This is a genomic window from Porticoccus sp. (assembly GCA_023261185.1).
In the GTDB taxonomy this organism is placed as follows: Bacteria; Pseudomonadota; Gammaproteobacteria; order Pseudomonadales; family Porticoccaceae; genus Porticoccus; species Porticoccus litoralis.
The window spans coordinates 1-2508 of the sequence record JALRJN010000071.1; the positions used below are offsets into that span (position 1 = coordinate 1).

At 51.7% G+C, this 2508-nt stretch carries 3 protein-coding genes; 1 reads left to right on the forward strand and 2 read right to left on the reverse strand.

The genetic code is table 11. The features are described from left to right. Window positions 1-1302: GAF domain-containing protein (locus tag ACYZYZ_RS06570; RefSeq protein ID WP_461483686.1), on the reverse strand; the 1302-nt coding region annotated here is incomplete at its 3' end. Between the two features lie 152 nt (window positions 1303-1454). On the opposite strand from ACYZYZ_RS06570, the gene ACYZYZ_RS06575 reads away from it, so the two are divergent. Next, window positions 1455-2114, forward strand: coding sequence for a 2OG-Fe(II) oxygenase (locus ACYZYZ_RS06575; RefSeq protein ID WP_461483687.1), 660 nt, complete (start codon window positions 1455-1457; stop codon window positions 2112-2114). Between the two features lie 12 nt (window positions 2115-2126). Here the strand turns inward: ACYZYZ_RS06575 and ACYZYZ_RS06580 are convergent. Further along, window positions 2127-2508, reverse strand: a 382-nt coding sequence (locus tag ACYZYZ_RS06580) for a PUA domain-containing protein (RefSeq protein WP_461483688.1), incomplete at its 5' end; no start/stop codon positions are given.

Genomic DNA, 2508 nt, shown 5'->3' on the forward strand with positions numbered 1-2508 from the left:
GATTACCATATCCCCGGGATTGAGGGTTACCTGGCCATTATTACCATCGACGATAATACTGGCCTGATCCACCAGGCGGCGGATACGACCCGTCCCCATCACAGCGGGGATACCCAAGGCATTGGCCAGCACAGCAGTATGTGAAAGCCCTGAGCCCTCAAAACAGACTAGGCCCACCAGACGCTCTGAAGGCACAGCTGCAATATCAGAAACACTGACCTGTGGGCCCACCAGCACAATATCCATATCCGGGGGGACATCTACAGGTTTGATGCCACGCCAGGCATTGAACAATTTGTTGCCAAGGTGATGAACATCTTCGTGACGTGCCTTCAGATAAGGATCGTCCATGGCCAAAAATAATTCGGCAAAGTGCTGAATCGCATGACGCAGCGCGCCCGGCAACCAATTCCCCTTTTCAATGCCAGCTTGAACATAGGTAACAAATGCAGGGTCTTCCAGAAGCATTTTGTAGGCGCTGAAAATACCCGCAACGCTGCCGGTAATCTCTGAGCCCAGAGACTCCCGCTCATGGTCAATCTGCCCGCGAACCACCACTAATAGTTGCTGCCAATCCTCCAACGTTCCCGGAATATCCTCACAGGGCGTGTCGACCACTGAATAAAGCTCACCATGATCACTGAGCTTGATATGACCAATACCAATACCCGGAGCACCCTTAACGCCGCTGACGCGCTCGTTGTAGCCGACCATATCTCCATGTGCCAACGGGCTGTTGCCCAGCAGCAATGCCAGATGAGCTGCCAATGTGACCAGAAAGCCCTGCTCTTCATCAGACAAATGGCGTATTTCACGTCCCTGAACGACCAGAACACCGACAACTTTACCGGTATGAACAATGGGCACACCGCAAAAACTGTGGAAGCGCTCTTCCTGGGTTTCCGCAATGTAAAAATAATTGGGATGGAGTTCGCCATCGGCGAGGTTAAGGGGATGGCGACTGGAGGCCACCAAACCCACCAGACCTTTTCCCGGTGGCAATTTGACTCGGCGAACCGCTTTAGCCGCCAGCCCATGGGACGCCAGCAACATCATTTCCTGCTTGTCATTGGCCAGATAGAGGCTGCACACATCCACAGCCATGGTCTCACTGATAGACTCCACAATGAGATTGACCTGATCAATGGGCAAATCAGCCATCGCCACTGTCTGGACGATACGCGCTAATTCGTGAACCACACTTTTCATGATATGACCGGGATTGATGGGATAATTGGGTGAACGGGGTGAGCTGTTGAAAAATGGAGAATTAACTCGTGCACCCTTTTTAAGCTTATACATGATGATTGCCTATAAAGCACAAGTAAAAATTTTTTGCGCAGCTCTAATATCAAGCTCTCCTCCGTATCCACATCGCGCCCACCACCAAAAAAGGTTTACAACAACAGGACAACTCTCCAATAATTCGCCACCGCTCAAGAGGCTACCCGTTCATGCTGGCAATCACACCACCCCCGTCATCGCCCGATGACTTGCTTTTTGCCCGTATTGCAGACGACCTCAGCCACCAGGGTTATACCGTCATCCCCAATGCTCTGCCCGACACGCTGGCCTCAAGTCTGTTTGAACAAGTCATGGACCTGGATAGCCATGCCTACAATGAAGCGGGTATTGGGCGGCAGAATGACCTGACCCTGAATCAATTTGTACGCCGAGACGAAATCTGCTGGATCGAAGGGCAAAGCCCCGCAGAAAATAACTGGTTAAAGTGGACTGCTGGTTTACAGCAATATCTCAACGAGCACCTTTTTCTGGGACTATTTTCTTTTGAAAGCCATTTTGCCCGTTATCAACCAGGCGACTTCTATCGCAAACATCTGGATGCCTTTCGGGGAGAGGCTAATCGCCGCCTTTCCGTCGTCACATACCTCAACCCCGGCTGGCTGCCGGAAGATGGTGGCGAACTGGTCATCTACGACATTGACTCGGATGAGGAAGTGGTGAAGGTAACACCAGCTTACGGGACACTGGTTGTGTTCCTCAGTGAGGAATTTCCCCATGAAGTGCTGACAGCGAAACGTCATCGCCACAGCATTGCTGGCTGGTTCAGGGTCAACGGTTCATGCAATGAGAGAGTTGATCCACCTCGCTAACAACCCGACGGACTATACCAACACCAAGTTATCCCTGTGGATCAGCTCCTTGTGATCACAATAACCCAGGATGCTGCTAATCAGCTCACTGTTTTTGCCAATGATCTTCCTGCTCTCTACCGCGCTGTAATTGATAAGGCCCCGGGCAATTTCATTGCCATCTTCATCAACACAACGCACCAGATCACCGCGATTAAAATCACCAACAACAAATTTCACGCCAACAGGTAATAGACTCTTGCCCCGTTGTTGCAGCACCTGCGTTGCGCCATGATCCAGGGTAACCGATCCACGCACTTGCAATCTGCCAGCCAGCCACTGCTTGCGCGCGGCGATGGGTTCCTGCTCCGCGAGCAATAGGGTACCCAATTCTTCCCCCTCTGCTAGTCGCGTC

What these genes read in the sequence shown, in the direction of transcription:
- ACYZYZ_RS06575 (WP_461483687.1), top strand. Translation starts at nt 1,455, where the DNA reads ATGCTGGCAATCACACCACCCCCGTCATCGCCCGATGACTTGCTTTTT.